Origin of the sequence: Caldicellulosiruptor acetigenus, assembly GCF_026914305.1 — a bacterium.
Lineage (GTDB): Bacteria > Bacillota > Thermoanaerobacteria > Caldicellulosiruptorales > Caldicellulosiruptoraceae > Caldicellulosiruptor > Caldicellulosiruptor acetigenus.
This window is the reverse complement of the sequence record NZ_CP113866.1, coordinates 2,244,724-2,262,195: the sequence shown is the minus strand read 5'-3', so window position 1 is coordinate 2,262,195 and position 17,472 is coordinate 2,244,724. Positions and strand designations below refer to the sequence as shown.

The following is a 17,472-nucleotide window of genomic DNA, read 5'->3' as shown; positions in this document are numbered from 1 at the left end:
GAGGATTTCCAGTAATGCCAATAACCTTTAACCCACAAACAGGCATGTTTTTTATAGAAGCAAAGAACACAAGCTATGTGATAAAGCTTTTCAAAGGAAAGTTTTTGTCCCATGTTTACTGGGGCAAAAAGATTAAAGAGTTTGAGTGGACAGACTTTGATGTGACAGGCGGAAGAGCATTTGGTGCAACACCTGACCCAAATGACAAATCCTATACATTTGATACAATGCTTTTAGAATACCCTGCATATGGAAATTCAGATTTCAGACATCCTGCATTTCAAGTAGAACAGGAAGATGGTTCTCGTATCACAAACCTTGTTTACAAGACCCACAGAATCTATGATGGAAAGCCAAAACTTGAAGGTCTTCCAGCAACATATGTAGAGTCACCTGATGAAGCCCAGACACTGGAGATAGACCTTTATGATGATTTGATTGATTTGAAAGTCACATTGATTTATACAGCCTACAAAGATTATGATGCAATAACAAGAAGCGTAAGATTTGAGAACTTAGGAAAACAAAGACTAAAAATCCTTCGTGCAATGAGCGCGTGTGTTGACTTTCCAGAAGGGGATTTTGAACTTTTGCATCTTTGGGGTTCATGGGCAAGGGAGAGGTATGTAGAGAGAACTTCCCTTATCCACGGAATTCAGGTAATTGACAGCACAAGAGGAGAAAGTTCTCATCAGCACAATCCATTTATAGCACTTTTGTCAAAGGATGCAACCGAAAAACATGGTGATGTGTATGGCTTTTCGCTTGTCTATAGTGGAAACTTTGCTGCAATTGTTGAAAAAGACCAGTACAATCTTGTAAGAGTCACTATGGGAATAAATCCATTTGAGTTTACATGGGTTTTAGAGCCGCATAGCAGTTTTCAGACACCCGAGGTTGTAATGGTTTATTCACAAGAGGGCTTAGGAGGAATGTCTCGCACATACCATAAGCTTTACAGAAAAAGACTTTGCAGAGGAGCATATCGAGACAAGAGAAGACCAATTCTTATAAACAGCTGGGAAGCAGCATATTTCAATTTCAATGAGGAAAAGCTTTTGGCATTGGCGAAAGAGGCAAAAGATCTTGGGATTGAGCTGTTTGTTCTTGATGATGGATGGTTTGGCAAAAGAGATGATGATACAAGCTCACTTGGCGACTGGTTTGTTGACAGGAGAAAACTTCCAAATGGTTTGGACGGGCTTGGTAAAAAGCTAAATGAGATGGGGCTCAAATTTGGACTTTGGTTTGAGCCTGAGATGGTCTCCCCAGATAGCGAACTTTACAGAAAGCATCCTGACTGGTGCATACAGGTTCGGGGAAGGACTTTGACGCAGTGCAGGAACCAGTATGTTTTGGACATTACCAGAGAAGATGTGAGAAAAGAGATTTTAAGGATGATGAAAGAGATTTTAAGAACAGCTCCAATTGAATATATTAAGTGGGACATGAACAGGCCCTTAACAGAGGTAGGTTCGCTTGAGCTTCCACCAGAGAGACAAAAAGAGGTATTTCACAGATATGTTTTGGGGCTTTATCAGATGATGGAGGAGCTGACAACAGAATTTCCCCACATTCTATTTGAAGGATGTTCTGGCGGTGGTGGAAGGTTCGACCCGGGAATTTTGTATTACATGCCTCAAATTTGGACAAGTGATGACACAGACGCAATCGAAAGGCTTAAAATCCAGTTTGGAACAAGCATAGTGTATCCAGCGTCAACTATGGGTGCGCATGTATCAATCGTGCCAAACCATCAGGTTGGCAGGATAACTCCCATGAAAACAAGAGGGATCGTGGCACTTTCAGGCTGTTTTGGATATGAGCTTGACCTTACAAAGCTTTCTAAAGAAGATAAAGAAGAGATTAAAAAACAGATAGAAACCTACAAAAAAATTTGGCATATAGTATTTGAAGGAGATTTGTACAGGCTAATTTCTCCGTTTGAAGAAAGTGCTGCTGCGTGGATGTTTGTAACAGAGGACAAAAAAGAAGCTGTTGTGTTCTACGTAGAGGTCTTAAGAAGTCCAAATCCACCGGTGAGGTACTTAAAACTTGACGGGCTTGACCCTGACAAAAAATATCTTATAGAAAGTGAAGCAACAACAAAATACGGTGATGAGCTTATGAATATTGGTATTCTTATTCCTCAGACCTGGGGCGATTTTAATTCGTTTATGTGGGTTTTGAAAGCTGTTGAATAAACGCCATTTTGGTAGTATAATTTTAAAAAAGCAGGAAAGTGTGGTTTTGGTCAATATGATTACAAAACTTTCTGCACAACACTTTGACAAACTTATGGAATTTGTCAGAAAAGAAAAAGAATGGAATATCTTTATCATTGGCGATGTTTTGAGTTATGGTTTTGATTCGCCCATTGTTCAGGTTTGGGGTGAGTTTGATTTAAAAACTGATAGCATAAAAGCTGTTCTTTTGCAGTACAGAAAGGATTTGATTTTTTATTCAGATACTCTTGACTATGATATAGAGGGCTTTAGCAATATCATTTTAAATCTTAAATTTAAAACTTTTTCTGGAAAAAGATCTGCAATCTTGCCTTTTGCAAAGAAGATAAAATTTTCGCAAAAAAGAGAACAAGCTTTTTCCAAACTTTCACAGCCGCAGGATTTCAGCAGGTTTAATCTTAAGCCTGAAGAAGAGAACATGGTTAAAATTATCACCAAAGACAATTTAGAAGAAAACCTTGACAAGATAGAGATGCTTGTTTACTTATATCAGTCAATTGAAAAATTTTTGAACCCTGCAACTTTTGACCAAATAAAACAAGATGTAAGTCTTGGAAGAAGCAGAATATATTACATTGAAGATGATGGTATGATAGTATCATCTGCAAGAACAGGTGCAGAGATTCAGGATATGGCGATGGTAATAAGCGTGTGTACAATGCACGAATACAGAGGTAAAGGGTATGCCACAATGTGCATGAAAAAGCTCTGCTCAGATCTTTTGAGTGAAGGAAAGTCACTTTGCCTGTTTTACGAAAACCCTGCTGCAGGAAGGATTTATAAAAAACTTGGGTTTGAAGAGCTTGGCAAGTGGGTAACATTTACTGTATAGAAGATGCCAAAAAAAACAACCTCTGCTTTCTTATCCATAAAAGATAAGAGGCAGAGGTTTATTTTTAGCTTTCCAAGTAAAAATTTTTTATATTGAATTTGTTTGCCCATAGTGATAAAATATTGTCAAGTAAAAAATAGGGGGTGGATAAAACGAATAACAAAAATATCACTTACATTATTATTGCTCTGATTTTAGGGGTTTCCTTTACAGTCTCATCTTACTTTATTTCAAATGGTCTTATTAATCTCAGGTCAGAACAAAAGATAATCCGAGTTACAGGGTCTGCTAAGAAGCAGATAAGGTCGGATTTGGTAAAATGGACAGGAACATATTCAGTTCAGGCAAAAGACTTAAAAGAGGCGTACAAGCAGCTCCAAAACAGCCAGAAAATTGTGAAAAATTATTTTTTATCTAAAGGAATTTTTGAAAAAGATTTGATTTTTTCATCAATTTCTACAACAACCATTTACGAAATGCTTCCCAATGGTGTCACATCAACAAAAATTGACAGTTACAGGCTTGTTCAGAATGTTCAAATTACTTCAAAGGATGTTGATAAGATTACAGACCTGTCAAGGAAATCAACAGAGCTTATAAACCTCGGTGTTCAGTTCGAATCAATGCCACCGCAGTATTACTATACAAAACTTGCAGACCTCAAAATTGAGATGCTGTCTTTGGCAACCAAGGATGCGGTGAAAAGAGCTCAGCAAATTGCAGAAAGCACTGGGATAAAGGTAGAGAGGCTCAGGTCTGCGTCAATGGGTGTTTTCCAAATAACACCGCCTTATTCAACAGAGGTTAGCGACTATGGCATAAACGATACATCTTCTGTTGACAAAGAAATAACAGCTATTGTAAACTGTGAGTTTTCTATAAAATAAATTTTTGTTTCAAGATAAAAGGGGCTATCCAATTAACTTTTTGGACAGCCCAATTTTTTCAATATTCAAACTCAATACCAAATGGTTTTAATGCTCTTGGCAAAATCCCGTGGACATACGCAATCATGATACCATAGTTTGTGATTGGCACACCTTGCTGTTTTGCAAGCTCAATTCTAAATAGCATTTCTCGTCTTGTTATCATGCACCCGCCGCAGTGGATTATAAGCTTGTACTTTGTAAGGTCTTTTGGGTAATTGTAGCCTGATACCCATTCAAAGTTTATGTCAAATCCAGCTATCTGGCGGAGCCATCTTGGAATTTTTACTGTGCCAATGTCGTCAGACTGTCTGTGATGAGTACATGCCTCTGCAATCAATACTTTATCACCTGGCTTTAATTCTTTAATCTTTTTTACACCCTCAACAAATTCTACCAAATCTCCTTTGTATCTTGCAAACAAAATGGAAAATGAAGTAAGAGGAATGTCTGGCGGGGTGTCTGCATCAACCTTCAAAAACGCCTGTGAGTCTGTTATAACAATTGCTGGCTTTTTCCCAAGATTTTCTATGGTTTCTTTAAGTTCATACTCTTTTGTCACAATTGCAATTGCGTCAGAGTCCAGAATATCTCTTATTGTCTGCTGCTGGGGCAAAATCAATCTTCCTTTTGGGGCGGCTTTGTCAATTGGTACAACCAAAACTGCAAAGTCACTTGGGTTTATTAAATCTCCAACTATTCGCAAATCCTCACCAACATCTGGAATGAGTTTGGATAAAGTATTTTTCAAATCATCAATTCCTTTTTGCTGCGCGCACGATACAGGCAAAAATGGCATCCCAAGGGTTGATTGCAAAAACGAAAGTTTTTCCTTGTAATTCTGGTCTTTATCAATCTTGTTCAATACACCAATCCTGGCAACTTTTTTCTGTTCAAAGAGCTTTACAAGCCATTTTTCATATGTCAGGTCATCAAGGTCTGAGACAACTAAGATGGCAATGTCTGTTTTGTCCAAAACCTCTAAGGTCTTTTCAACCCTGAGCTTGCCAAGTGCGCCTTCATCGTCAATTCCTGCTGTGTCAATCAAAACAACAGGACCAAGCGGCAAAATCTCCATTGCTTTGTACACAGGGTCGGTGGTAGTACCTGGCATGTCAGACACGATTGCAATTGGCTGGTTTGTAATGGCATTAATTAAACTTGACTTTCCAGCATTTCGCTTGCCAAATATGGCTATATGGATTCTTTCGCTTCGTGGTGTTGTGTTCATCTTAAAGTCAGTCCCTTCAAAAAGATTTATTCTTTGAACTTTACAAACTCAAATGGGTCCAAAATCTTTTCAGCTTGATTTTCATCCATAATATTTTGTTCTTTTACTACCTCAATTACCTGCTTTCCTTCCAAAATAGCTTTTTTGGCAACCTCTGCTGCTTTGTCATAGCCAATTTTGTCAATCAAAGCTGCGGCAATTGCTGGTGTCTTTTTAGCATATTCTAAACACTTTTCTCTATTTGCTGTAATTCCATCTATGCATTGTTTTCTAAAAATTCTTATTCCATTTTTAAGAATTTTGAGGCTTTCTAATATGTTTTTGCTAATTAGAGGCAAAAAAGCGTTCAGTTCAAGCTGACCAGCCTGTGCTGCCAAGGTTATTGCAAAGTCGTTTGCCATCACTTGAAAAGCTATTGTGTTTATAAGCTCTGGTATAACAGGATTCACCTTTCCTGGCATTATGCTTGACCCTGCCTGAACAGGTAGCAGATTTATTTCATTAAATCCTGTGTTTGGACCAGAGGATAAAAGCCTGAGGTCATTTGCAATCTTGGTAAGGTTTACTGCCAAGGCTTTCAAAAGGCCAGAACATTCAACAAAAACATCTGCGTTTTGTGTTGCATCCATGAGATAGTCTGACCGTGCAAGGCCAATCTTTGTAAGGTCGCGCAGAATCTCTGTCACTTTAAAAATATACTTCAAAGGAGCGTTAGTTGCATTTCCCACTGCAGTTGCCCCGATGTTTATTACTCTCAGGCGCTCTTCAACTTTGTAAAGTCGCCATCTGTCGCGCGATATTGCCTGAGCGTATGCGCCAAACTCCTGACCTAAAGTGACAGGAAGAGCATCCTGCAGCTGAGTTCTTCCTGCCTTGATTACATCTTCAAATTCATGTTCTTTTTTCTGAAGACTTTTCTGAAGCTCTGCTATTTCCTCAGAAAGTTCTCTTACATTCCAGATTGTAGCAATCCGAAGGGCAGTGGGATACACATCATTTGTTGACTGTGACATATTTACATGGTCAATAGGGTGGATGACTTCATACTCACCGGGTTTTCTTCCCATAGAAATTAGTGCAATATTTGCTATGACCTCATTTACATTCATATTGGTTGATGTTCCAGCACCGCCTTGGAACTTATCAACCACAAACTGGTCAAGGTATTTTCCTTCCAGTATTTGGTCGCATGCGTATACAATTGCGTCCTTTCTTGTTTTGTCAAGAAGGCCAACTTCAAAGTTTGCAATTGCACAAGCTTTTTTGACCATTACCATAGCTTTTATCAAGTCTGAATCAACTGGCTCTTTTGAAACGTTGAAATTTTCCTGTGCACGCTTTGTATGAATTCCATAAAGTTCAGAGTCAGAAAGCTCTATGCTACCCAAGAAATCTTTTTCTATTCTTGACATTGCTTTTATCTCTCCTGATTAGGTATATTTTAAAATTGTTTTATATTAATCAACATCAAATATTATATCATACCGGTAAGAATTCCGGTGAAAAAGACACATTTTTAAAAGCATTTCCTTAATAAAATTTATGTTATGTGCATTTTTTTGATGTTTTCAACAAATAAAATTATCCAAATTGAGGTTTAAAAAATGAAAAAAAAGACAATTTTGTACATTGAAAATCAGAAATGATGAATTTAAAGTTATAATGTAGTAATTATATTGGAAAATAGGAAGGAGTGAAAAGTGTGGTAACAAAACTTTTTAAAATAGAAAAGAGAAAAAAATAGCAATTTCAATTGTGGTACTCCTGAATTTATTTTTTCTAAGCATTTTTAGTGTACGTGCAGAAAACACAGTTACGTATGTTAGTCTTCCGGTTAAAGAAGTGCAGCAAGCATACTCAAACTGGTGCTGGGCAGCAGGAAGTAAGTCAATACTTTACTATTGTAAAAACTATTTAGGTTTTGGAAGAGAGGCAACACAATGGGATATAGTGAAATATATTTATGGAAGCTATGTAAATAAATCTGCATCTCTTTATGATATACAAAGAGCACTGAGCTATTATGGTGTTGGCTCTTCACGCATGATACCAGTAAGTGGTTTTGTAATTTCATATGGGCAAATTGCAGAACAAATTGTAAATTATAGAAGTCCAATAGGATTAGAAATTACAGTAACAGTAAGTCAAAATCATTTTGTTGTTTTAAACGGTATATGGCAATATTTTGACTCAAATGGGTTTCTGCAAAATTATATAACAATTATGGATCCAGCCATTGGCGGAGTAATTACTATTCCTGATTCTGAGCTGAGAGATAACGATAATTACAGAGATTATTTAGATGCAATAAGAGTATTTAAGCCATAATAGTTTAGCGAGAGGTGAAACAAAATGAAAAAAGATAAGGTATTTCTTAGTCTTGTAATAGTTTTTTTACTATTATATATTTCAACATTTACATGTATTGGAACAAACCTTTCTAATGAGCACAATAGTGAAATTAATATACTCCAAAGACAATGTTTAGCTAACTCATGGCTAAATCTTTATATTAATAATCTTACTATTAATAAAGATTCAACTGCGCTGCAGTCGTTGAATAAAATAACAAATATCAATGGATCGTATGACACTGAAAAATTCAAGTTGAGTAAAGAATACGAATATTACAGGGTATTTCATATTCCAACTGAAGTTAAGATAGCTGAGAATGGGCGCCCATATCATATTGTGAGAGATGAGGTAAAAGATAAAATTAAAAATTTGAGATTTAACTCTTGGAGAGATGTTCTTAATACTGAATTTGTAGACAAGGGATGGGCGAGAATTGTATATTACGATAATATACCTGTTGGATATCTTCTTATCGAGTGGGATAGTAAAATGAACAATTATATAGTGAATACTGGAGTGTTTGGTGATGATTCATTGGGTAATGCAGTAGAAAATTTGGAAAGGTATTTGGCACGACGGGGCATGAAGAGTGATGTAAAAATTGTCAATATTGAAGAGATGAGATTATACGCTGTATCAGGTGATGGAAATTGGTGGTGTGCTGGTGCAAAAGGTTATGAAAATCATATATGGGATTTTGGCATAATAAAAGATGCATTAAATGAAAAACCAATGCAAATTTTAAAAGCCATAGAAGAAAGAAGTAGATTGATGAGAGAAGCTCCTGAAAAGATAATGATGGGTGGGGAAGACCCTTCAAAGACATTATACTTTGCTGCTGCCAAAAAAGAAAGAACTCAGAATGCCATGATTGCTATATTCTTACTGATCCTTACTGCTATTGTTGTTATATGCTCAAAGTGGAAATTTTCTTACCAGTATCAATTCCGCAAACATATTAAAAATACACAAAAGTAAAACTATGTTCGAGAACGATTTAAATAAAAATTAAAAGGGAGCTGTCTAACAAAATAGAATACAGACTGCTCCCTTGCTACTTTTTTATAGGTCTTTTTTAGAACAGGTCAAGTTCTTCCCATTCCTTTTTCATAAGACTGTGGTATCTATCTTTGAAGAACTTCTCATGTTCCTCTTCCCACTTTGCAAGATGTAGAAGCAAACCTTTTACATTGCTATCTTCAACCTTTTCAGCAGCTTGTTTGTAAAATGCGGCAAAGTCGCTTTCAATCAGATATGCAAGCCGCAATATTGTAAGGTCTGAAAAATCTGTCTCCAATATTTTTGAGTTTTCGGCAAGTATATGAGGGTCTACCATTTTGTTATGGTCGTCTACAACCCATGAGATTGATATTGGTGGTTCTTGGCTACCCAGACTTTTAAGAATATTCTCAAGATACTTGTAATGTTCCTGCTCAATCTTTACAAACTCTTCAAAAAGTTTTTTTAGCCCTTCATCTTGCAAGCTGTTTGCATAGAACGAATAAAAGTCTTGCGCATTTTTCTCCATCTTCATTCCAAACCTTAATATGTTCTCAATCTTTTTGCTCATCACAAGGTCTCTCCTTTTATAAAATTTTTGTTCTCAAAAGTATTTATACCCCGAAAGTTTATTTTAAAAACTTTAAAATAAATCATAAAAATAGGGACTGCCTATTATTTCATAAACATAGCAGCCCTAATGTAGTCAATCTATTTTCTCATAATCTATCATAAGCTAAGATTTATTTTTAATTTCTTTCAGAAGGGTATACTATTTTGTTTGCCTTTTCAATATCCCAGGTTTTAATAATCTTATTAAATAGCTCGGTACCTGTAGATGACTTTGTCACTTCTAAGTCTAATTTTGAAAAAAGATCGTAATATAATAAAAGCTCATTATAAATATCTTTTTTTGTTTTTATCAAGAATTTACCATCTCCAAACAAATCAATAGGCTTACTCCCATCTTTAATGTAATATAGCTTTTTGCAGAAACGCTCAATATGAGCGTTATTAAGCTTTAGAAAGATTCAAAAAAGTCTGGTCACCCTCCTCATAGTTGTAGTAAAATATGAGTATATAAAACAAATATGTTACTGTGAGGAGGGTCCTAAAATGTTCAAAAACAAACCTAAACAACTTTCCTTTTTGGAACTTCACTCCCATATAAAGGCCTCGGCTCTTTATTCGCCAGAAAGCCTTTTGGGCTTGTTCAATAAATTCATCGACCTGTCTCAATTCATCCCTGACTCATTCTACAAAGCCTACTACAAATATTTCGGCAAACACAGAAGTTTCTCTTTAGAATCCATGCTCTGCGCTTTCTTCATCCAAAAAATCCTCAAACTTAATACTATCACCCAGCCTCGTGCTGTTCTATTTAAATCATACGAACTCCGCACCTTCTGCAACTTTGAAAATGTGCCCTCTATTTCTACCTTCTCAAGGTTTAGAAAACTCTTTGCACTTGAAATCGAAAAATTGTTCAATAACATCGCTCTTTTCGCTCATAACATAGCTTTTGAGCATTGCCCAGATTTAGCTTCTACCCTAATATTCGATACTACAGGCCTTGAACCTAAAGTCCGGGAAAATAACCCTAAATTCTTTCAATCTCTACTGCGTAAAACTTCTAAGGCTAACCCTGACCTCGAAACTAACCAGGTGTACTCTCTTGTTTATTCTTCTTTGTCCAAAACATCCGCCGCTAATTCTAATATCCGCCTTATGTTCATAAACGGTCATTTTTGTTATGCACTCAAATTCGCTGTCATTACAAATGCTCTCGGTCTTCCTCTGGCTATCCATCCTCTGTTCAATATAGATTCATCAAACTCTGACCCTATTGAAGATAAAGCTGTCTCTGATTCAAAAGCTTTGCTACCTTGCCTTGAAAAACTTTTTTCATACATCCCTAATAACTTCTCTACTTTTAGCGCTGATAGTGCCTTGGATTCTGCTAACATTTATTCCACTTTAAAAAACTCTTTCAATTTCTCTAAAATCGTTATCCCTCTAAACAAAAGAGCTAACAAAAACTCTACTACCTCTGACCCCAATATCATTATCTCAGAAGATGGTATCCCCATATGTCAAAAATTCAATCTGCCTTTTAAACCAGAAGGCATTTGCCAGGGTAAAAATCGTTCAGAGCGTTTTAAATGGGTCTGCCCTTTGTCTTCATACAAAGATGGCAAACGTGTCTGCTCTTGCCCTCAGCCCTGTACTTCCTCTAAATCAGGCAGAATGTTTTATACATACCCTGATAACCTTCGTTCTTTCCCTGGCATCAACAGAAACTCTCAAAAATTCTTAAACCTCTACAAAAAACGTGTCGTCATTGAACAAACCATCGCTCACCTTAAATCCTACATGGGCTCTGACATCCTGCCAACACGCGACCATATTTCTCTGTTTTCTGATTTCCTTTTGTCTGCTGTGTCTTTCCTCTTGCTATTTATTCTCGCTCATAATATTAAGCTTCATTGCTCTAAGCTTACTATTAAAAAACTTAATAAACTCAAAAAACTTATTGCTTAAAACTTTAAGTTTTTTCTTGGTTAAATCTTTCAACCCTTTACTCAATATCATAGTTACCTGTCTTAAACCCTCTAAAGAAGCTTTTTTAGAGGGTATGGGATAGTATTGTCTTTTTAAACGCTGTTAATAATTTCCATCAATTTGATTTAGCTATTGTTGTTTGTATTGGTATTAATTGTATTAGCTTTTCCTTTGTCTTCCTACTTCTTATTTGTACTTAATTTCTGTTTTCCCACCTATTACCTGCAAACATCACCCTTTTTGCAAACGGCTAAGTGATTTTAAAATTGAATTAGGGCATGAGTTTTCCATTCCGAGCCAAGGTAAGTATACAACCTTGCGAGTGATACGAGGAACCAGCTTTAATTAGGTTTTAAGCTGGCCTCAACCAGCCAAATAGTTTAGACTTACCTGGAATGGAATAATAGTCTCTTGTGCGGGTATATGGAAGGTGACTTCCATTCCCAGGAGTGAATGTACAGATAAATTCCATGCCCAAATGAAAGAATTATATCAAATTTAATGAGGCTGGCAAGAGGCCAGCGATAAATCAGAGTGTGGCCGAAGAAGAGAAGCCACAAGCAGCAGGAAGTGATTTTAGGCTGCTTTCCTCTCAAAGAGGAATGATTGGAAATGTTATTTTAATGATGAGACTTAAAATCTTATGTTAACCGAAACTTTGGTTGTTATTTTATTAGAATTTTTTTGATGTGTATTACGAAAATAATTATACAAGGAGTATACTCAATATAAAATTGATAAAGTTGCTATTTACTATTACGAAAAATTCCTTAAAGATTTAATTAAAAAACCTTATGATTGGCAAAATATTTGGAAAGAATTTCGAACAATAGCCATTGAACATAAAGCAAGAAGTTCACTTGTTAAGTTTGAACCAGATTTTAAAAAGAACATGTTTTTCTCAACTCCTGTAGGTAAAGCATTAGCCAAACAAAACAATTTAACAGAAGAAGATATAGAGAAAGAGAGAGAAGAATACCAAAAGATATTAGAAGAAAAGAAAAAAGAAGTGGCACAAGAGCTTGATAAATGGGCAAAAGAAAATGGGGTCTGTAAATAATTTTGTGTATTTAAATTAAACCAACCTTCTTGGTAAGAAATCATTCAAGGATAAGCTTGTCTACCTTCTATTTTTTAGTATTACCATTTTAAAAATTTTTATGCATAAATTTTTAAAATCCTGGACAAAATTTAATACTGGGTTATAATACTCTGTTTTTTATTTGTTGTTTTAAACTGCTTCCATGGAAGCAGTTTAAAATGCGAACTGGTAATCGCTATCTACTTTATATACTCTCTCAAACGCTCAGGATACATTATCAAAAGCTGATTTAATATTATATCCCAATTTCTGTACCTCTGTGTCCACTTTCTTACAACATTTTTTGTCGCAAGATAAAGCATCTTCTCTAATGCTATATCATTTGGAAACACTGATTTTGTCTTTGTCACTTTCCTAAACTGTCTGTGAATTCCTTCTATGATGTTTGTGGTATAAATTATCTTCCTTATTCTGCGGGGAAACTTAAAAAACGATGTTAGTAGCTCCCAGTTGTTTTCCCAGCTTCTGAACGCATAAGGATACTGTTTCCCACACTTTTCTCTTACCTGATAAAAATTCTCCAGCGCTTCTTCTTCATTAGTTGCCTGATACACTTTCTTAAAATCCTTTGAAAATTCTTTTATATGCTTGTATGAAACATACTTGAATTAATTTCTTAGTTGATGAATAATACACCTTTGAACATCGCTTTTAGGGAACACTGCTTCTATTGCTTCCTTTAAACCTGTCAAGCCGTCAACACAAAACAGTAGTACCTCTTCTACTCCTCTTGTTTTCAAGTCATTCAAAACACCCAACCAGAATTTAGAGCTTTCACTCTCTCCAATCCATATCCCTAAAACATCCTTATATCCTTCAATGTTAATACCCAAAACAACATAGGCAGCTTTATTTACAATTTTACCCTCATCCTTTATCTTGTAATGAATTGCGTCCATGAAAATAAATGGATATATTTTTTCCAATGGTCTATTTTGCCATTCTCTTATCTCAGGAATAATTTTCTCTGTAATTTTGCTAACCATTTCGCTAGATATTTCAATACCATAAATATCTTTAATTTGCTCATGAATGTCTCGTGTTGTCATTCCTCTTGAATACAGGGCTATAATTTTGTCTTCAATCTCTGAAATGTCTCTTTTATACTTAGGAATTATCTTCGGTTCAAATTTACCTTCTCTATCCCTTGGAATATCAAGTTCCATTTCACCAAACTTAGTTTTGACAGTCTTTTGACTATAACCATTTCAGGAATTTGTTGTCTGCTTGTTTTTGCCATCATATTTTTCGTAACCTAAACTTTCTTCAATTTCTGCTTCTAAAAAGCTTTGTAGTAAGTCTTTGAATAGATCCTTCAAGCTTTCATAAATGTCGCTTACACTCTGGATGTTATTTTTTCTTATGAATTCGAGTAATTGTTCTTTTGATAAAACATTTTCCATAATAAAAGCCTCCCACTTGGTTATTTTTGTTTATATTCTGATTCTTACCAAGAAGGAGGCTATTATACTTTACACAAAATTATTTATAGTATCAGAAAATGGAATTATCGAATAGACTTTCAGTTTGAAAGAAACTACAAATATACTCAAGGGCTGTCCAAAAGTTGATTGGATAGCCTTTTACTTTATCTTCCTTCATCCCCTATCCTTTCCCGATACTCTTCTCTAACAATATTAACAATATCAGAGTCATAATTTTGTATAATCTGACTATTGCGTTTTTTCTTTTTTTTGCTAATATTAAAGTAAATAATTAACTCGAGAGGTGATTTCATCATTTAAAACTTTCGACTTCTAATTCAACAACTTTATTATTCTTATTCTATTTTCAAATATACCAAAGAGTCGAGGGGTGATTTACTAAGGATTTCTAACAGACTAAAAACTATAAAAGCACAAAGAATAACTTTATACCATTCTATATTGCTATGGCATTTATAGGTTAAGTTATACAAAAGTACAGAAGAAAGAAAAATTAAGGGAAAAACTTTTTCTGTAGCAGTAAAAAATCATGTGCAGAAAAAACAAAAATTGGTTACTGTCTTTGCTGAAAAGTTCTTTGGCGTCTTCGGCTTTCTGAAGTTTATTTAATTGTATGTGCCATGCGGTGCAGAAGTGGAACAGTATTTATATCAGATTCTGAACAAAATATAAAGTAAAAAAAGATTTCTGCTTAAATTATGAATTGCAGTTATATAAATACTTGAATAGTGAGGGGGAATAATTGAGTTATATAAGGTTAGCTAAAATTGAAGATGTAGCTAGTATGAGTAGAATACACGCTTTAACGTGGAAAGAAGCTTATAAAGGTTTGATACCGCAAGAATATCTAAATGGGATTTCGGAAGATAAATGGATCAAGCCATTTACTGATGCGTTATCTAATAAATTGCATGAAGCGGCGATAATAAATAATGGAGAAACTGATACTGGATGTGTTTGTTTTGGCAAATCGCGTGATGGAGAAGCTGGATATGGAGAGATCATATCTATATATGTTTTACCAGCATATTGGTCAACTAGGCAAGGTTATGAATTAATGAATTTTGCTTTAAATAGATTGAAAAAGCAAAATTTTGATTATTGTCACCTTTGGGTTTTGGAAGGTAATACGAGAGCTTTGAATTTTTATGAAAGGTATGGGTTCAGAAGTGATAATAAAGTAAGAATGCTTAACATTGCGGGGGTAAATTTAAGAGAACTAAGGTATTCTATTAAATTATGATATGTTTTAGTCTATAGTTAGTTTATAAAATAAGTTAAGACCAGCTAATTAAAGTCAAGAGTTTTTTAAAAAATTTTTGATAACATTTTATGGTAGAAAATTCTTTTAAAAGGGCATAAGACGGTAAGCCATCCATTAGAGGTTGACATAACATATGGAGGCTGGGCACATATTATGGTTAACCAATGTTTCATTAATAAAACAATTATTTATACACAATAAACAGCAGTCTTGTTAAAACATTTTTGAATATGTTTTTCAGGAGTTCTAAGTTCAAAAGGTTTTCTATCGCGCATGACAGCAAAGATAATGCATATGAGCTTTCTCATGACAGCGCCTAATGCAACTTTTTTGGGCTTTTGTTGACACTTTTTCTGATAGTATTCCAATAACACAGGATTACAAGGCTCAGAGTTTCTTTTAGTTCTGATATTTGCAAGAGCAATTGTAAATAAGATTCTTCGCAAGATTTTAGAGCCACGTTTAGACATTTTGTTTTTTGTGCCAACAAATTGCCCAGACTGATTTACGGAAGGATCAATACCAAAGAAGGCAACAAGTTTATTAGGTTTTGAAAATTTTTCGAAGTCACCTATTTCAGCAAGGATAGTTGCAGCAGTGAGAAAACCTATGCCAGGGATAGACTGAAGAAGGTTAATATTTTCGGATATTGAAGGCTGAGTCTGTGAAGACTGCTGAACAAGCTGATTTATGGATTCAGAGATTTTATTGATGTTTTGTTGCAAAGTCAAGACTATGTTAATGTAGACTTTAAGCATAGTAACATTTGCCAAGTTGGAGATAGAAAAAGGTTTGAACTGTTTAGCTTTTGCGATAAGTAGTTCATATTTTTCTTTAGCCCATTGGTAGCTTTTTTTAGAAGTTTGCTGAATGATGGAAATAAGTTTTTCGCTGTCAGCGCTTAGGATATCGTTTGGAGTAGGGTAGTTTTCAAGTATAGCCAAAGATGTTTTAGAGCAAATGTCAGGGAAGACCTCTTTGAAATTGAGCATAATTTGGTCGACGACAGAAGTAAGTCTATATTTGTAAGAGGTCAACTCATCGCTGAGGTTGTAGTACTGACGGCATAGGTTTTTCAAGCAATCGAGGGTTTCAGATGAAGGTTGTGCTATAGCAGAGTTAGTAAGCCTGAAGGTTAAGGCAATCCACAGGGCATCAATTTTATCATTTTTTACTTTTCTAACTCCCGCATTTTTGATAGAATTAGATTGGATGGGATTGATAATTGCAACATCCCAGCCATTAGAAGTAAAGAAGCGGGAGAGGATTTTGTGGTAATGCCCTGTGGCTTCCATGACGATGATAGGGCGAGCCGCGAAATCCTCTTCAACTTTTTTAAGGATTTCGATAGCCCTATCAAAGTCAGAGAGATTATTGTGATGGATAGTCAAGCGTGAAAGTATTTCATTTGCAGGAGAGATAACCACCATTTCGCTGAAATATTTAGAGACATCAATCCCGGCAATAGGTTTTAAGTTCATAGCATAAGACCTCCTTGCAAGTGATTTTAAAATTGAATTAGGGCATGAGTTTTCCATTCCGAGCCAAGGTAAGTATACAACCTTGCGAGTGATACGAGGAACCAGCTTTAATTAGGTTTTAAGCTGGCCTCAACCAGCCAAATAGTTTAGACTTACCTGGAATGGAATAATAGTCTCTTGTGCGGGTATATGGAAGGTGACTTCCATTCCCAGGAGTGAATGTACAGATAAATTCCATGCCCAAATGAAAGAATTATATCAAATTTAATGAGGCTGGCAAGAGGCCAGCGATAAATCAGAGTGTGGCCGAAGAAGAGAAGCCACAAGCAGCAGGAAGTGATTTTAGGCTGCTTTCCTCTCAAAGAGGAATGATTGGAAATGTTATTTTAATGATGAGACTTAAAATCTTATGTTAACCGAAACTTTGGTTGTTATTTTATTAGAATTTTTTTGTTGTGTATTACGAAAATAATTATACAAGGAGTAGAAGAGGTACTACTATTTTGTGTTGACGGCTTGACAGGTTTAAAGGAAGCAATAGAAGCAGTGTTCCCTAAAAGCGATGTTCAAAGGTGTATTATTCATCAACTAAGAAATTAATTCAAGTATGTTTCATACAAGCATATAAAAGAATTTTCAAAGGATTTTAAGAAAGTGTATCAGGCAACTAATGAAGAAGAAGCGCTGGAGAATTTTTATCAGGTAAGAGAAAAGTGTGGGAAACAGTATCCTTATGCGTTCAGAAGCTGGGAAAACAACTGGGAGCTACTAACATCGTTTTTTAAGTTTCCCCGCAGAATAAGGAAGATAATTTATACCACAAACATCATAGAAGGAATTCACAGACAGTTTAGGAAAGTGACAAAGACAAAATCAGTGTTTCCAAATGATATAGCATTAGAGAAGATGCTTTATCTTGCAACAAAAAATGTTGTAAGAAAGTGGACACAGAGGTACAGAAATTGGGATATAATATTAAATCAGCTTTTGATAATGTATCCTGACCGTTTGAGAGAGTATATAAAGTAG

13 protein-coding genes and 2 pseudogenes are annotated in these 17,472 nt (G+C 35.3%); 9 read left to right on the top strand and 6 right to left on the bottom strand.

All coding sequences use genetic code 11. The annotated features are described in order from the left end of the window. Nucleotides 1–14 precede the first annotated feature (14 nt). The 3 genes from OTK01_RS11125 (at nt 15) to OTK01_RS11115 (ending at nt 3,965) form a co-directional block, all read left to right on the top strand. Nucleotides 15–2,204: an alpha-galactosidase gene (locus OTK01_RS11125; protein WP_029229007.1), complete on the top strand. Its 2,190-nt coding sequence runs from the start codon at nt 15–17 to the stop codon at nt 2,202–2,204. Further along, nucleotides 2,197–3,078 carry a GNAT family N-acetyltransferase gene (locus OTK01_RS11120; RefSeq protein ID WP_269011610.1) on the top strand — a complete coding sequence of 294 codons (882 nt, stop codon included), beginning with the start codon at nt 2,197–2,199 and terminating at the stop codon, nt 3,076–3,078. The genes OTK01_RS11125 and OTK01_RS11120 overlap by 8 nt, the downstream gene beginning before the upstream one ends. 143 nt (nt 3,079–3,221) lie before the next feature. Next, nucleotides 3,222–3,965: an SIMPL domain-containing protein gene (locus OTK01_RS11115; protein ID WP_013433057.1), complete on the top strand. Its 744-nt coding sequence runs from the start codon at nt 3,222–3,224 to the stop codon at nt 3,963–3,965. 58 nt (nt 3,966–4,023) lie between these two features. Here OTK01_RS11115 and hydF read toward each other — a convergent pair whose 3' ends face one another. After that, nucleotides 4,024–5,235 (bottom strand): [FeFe] hydrogenase H-cluster maturation GTPase HydF, encoded by a 1,212-nt coding sequence (gene hydF / locus OTK01_RS11110; protein WP_029229009.1) that lies wholly within the window; start codon nt 5,233–5,235, stop codon nt 4,024–4,026. A gap of 26 nt (nt 5,236–5,261) precedes the next feature. Beyond that, nucleotides 5,262–6,647 carry an aspartate ammonia-lyase gene (locus OTK01_RS11105; protein ID WP_029229010.1) on the bottom strand — a complete coding sequence of 462 codons (1,386 nt, stop codon included), beginning with the start codon at nt 6,645–6,647 and terminating at the stop codon, nt 5,262–5,264. A 343-nt stretch (nt 6,648–6,990) separates the two neighbouring features. Here OTK01_RS11105 and OTK01_RS11100 point away from each other — a divergent pair, with 343 nt between their 5' ends. Together OTK01_RS11100 and OTK01_RS11095 are read left to right on the top strand one after the other, a co-directional pair. Beyond that, complete coding sequence (locus tag OTK01_RS11100) at nt 6,991–7,563, top strand: papain-like cysteine protease family protein (RefSeq protein ID WP_029229011.1); 573 nt, start codon at nt 6,991–6,993, stop codon at nt 7,561–7,563. Between the two features lie 24 nt (nt 7,564–7,587). Beyond that, nucleotides 7,588–8,568 (top strand): hypothetical protein, encoded by a 981-nt coding sequence (locus OTK01_RS11095; protein ID WP_029229012.1) that lies wholly within the window; start codon nt 7,588–7,590, stop codon nt 8,566–8,568. Nucleotides 8,569–8,665: 97 nt separating this feature from the next. Here the strand turns inward: OTK01_RS11095 and OTK01_RS11090 are convergent, their stop codons facing one another. Next, entirely contained in the window at nt 8,666–9,160 is a 495-nt protein-coding gene (locus tag OTK01_RS11090) for a ferritin family protein (RefSeq protein ID WP_013433052.1), read from the bottom strand. Between the two features lie 178 nt (nt 9,161–9,338). After that, the gene (locus tag OTK01_RS11085; RefSeq protein ID WP_269011609.1) at nt 9,339–9,536 is read right to left on the bottom strand and encodes a hypothetical protein; all 198 of its coding nucleotides are present in this window, start codon (nt 9,534–9,536) and stop codon (nt 9,339–9,341) included. A 169-nt stretch (nt 9,537–9,705) separates the two neighbouring features. Here OTK01_RS11085 and OTK01_RS11080 point away from each other — a divergent pair, with 169 nt between their 5' ends. Both OTK01_RS11080 and OTK01_RS11075 read left to right on the top strand, forming a co-directional pair. After that, nucleotides 9,706–11,130, top strand: a complete 1,425-nt coding sequence (locus OTK01_RS11080) for a transposase (protein ID WP_269011608.1) — start codon at nt 9,706–9,708, stop codon at nt 11,128–11,130. 913 nt (nt 11,131–12,043) lie between these two features. Continuing rightward, nucleotides 12,044–12,211: a hypothetical protein gene (locus OTK01_RS11075; RefSeq protein WP_269011607.1), complete on the top strand. Its 168-nt coding sequence runs from the start codon at nt 12,044–12,046 to the stop codon at nt 12,209–12,211. Nucleotides 12,212–12,432: 221 nt separating this feature from the next. Here the strand turns inward: OTK01_RS11075 and OTK01_RS11070 are convergent. Then, a pseudogene (locus tag OTK01_RS11070) lies at nt 12,433–13,656 on the bottom strand (IS256 family transposase). Between the two features lie 784 nt (nt 13,657–14,440). Between OTK01_RS11070 and OTK01_RS11065 the strand changes: the two are divergent. After that, nucleotides 14,441–14,941 carry a GNAT family N-acetyltransferase gene (locus OTK01_RS11065; RefSeq protein WP_029229273.1) on the top strand — a complete coding sequence of 167 codons (501 nt, stop codon included), beginning with the start codon at nt 14,441–14,443 and terminating at the stop codon, nt 14,939–14,941. Between the two features lie 209 nt (nt 14,942–15,150). Here the strand turns inward: OTK01_RS11065 and OTK01_RS11060 are convergent, their stop codons facing one another. Further along, nucleotides 15,151–16,443 (bottom strand): IS110 family RNA-guided transposase, encoded by a 1,293-nt coding sequence (locus tag OTK01_RS11060; RefSeq protein ID WP_029229272.1) that lies wholly within the window; start codon nt 16,441–16,443, stop codon nt 15,151–15,153. 441 nt (nt 16,444–16,884) lie between these two features. Here OTK01_RS11060 and OTK01_RS11055 point away from each other — a divergent pair. Continuing rightward, nucleotides 16,885–17,472: pseudogene (locus OTK01_RS11055) on the top strand (IS256 family transposase); the annotation flags it as partial.